Below are 575 nucleotides of genomic sequence, written 5' to 3' on the forward strand. Positions count from 1 at the left end.
ACTTCAAGACATCGCGCGCTGTCGGCGCATGGCTGGGTTTGACAACCCGACGCTATCAATCCGGCGAAGTCGATTATGATGGTCATATCTCGCGGCGTGGGGATCCTCATCTGAGAGGGCTTCTCTATGAGGCCGCAGTCGTGATTCTGACGCGCAGCCGGGCTGACAGCAGTCTGCGCACATGGGGGCTGAAGCTGCGTGAGAAGATCGGCTTCAAGCGGGCAGCTGTCGCTGTCGCCCGCAAGCTCGCTGTCATCATGCATGCGATGCTAAAATCCGGTGAGTTGTTCAACCGGGAAGAAGCCATCGTGGCCTGACCATAAGGAAGTTCGAATGCGCCTACCCGAGGCGTAACGAGGCGTCCCTGCCAGGACGTGGGCCGAGCCATTCCGCTGTGTCAGTTGCATCGTTGGCGTCACAACGCTCGCGATTGCGTTTCAAACCTTGGAAGGCTCCATCCCTCGCGAAGCCCATCATGCGGCGGCTTCATGTCGACCGCGAAGACGACCGTGCTCCCGGCAAACGACACCTCAATACAAATTTGGGCTTGCATTTCGGTCCGCGATTAGACGACT

The 575-nt window shown here is 58.6% G+C and carries 1 protein-coding gene; it reads left to right on the plus strand.

Going from position 1 to position 575, the window contains the following annotated elements:
* Positions 1 to 317, plus strand: a 317-nt coding sequence (locus NKI08_RS34640; protein ID WP_352776024.1) for a transposase, incomplete at its 5' end; no start/stop codon positions are given.
* Positions 318 to 575: the final 258 nt, after the last annotated feature.

Origin of the sequence: Mesorhizobium sp. M0768 (assembly GCF_040320195.1) — a bacterium.
Classification (GTDB): Bacteria; Pseudomonadota; Alphaproteobacteria; order Rhizobiales; family Rhizobiaceae; genus Mesorhizobium.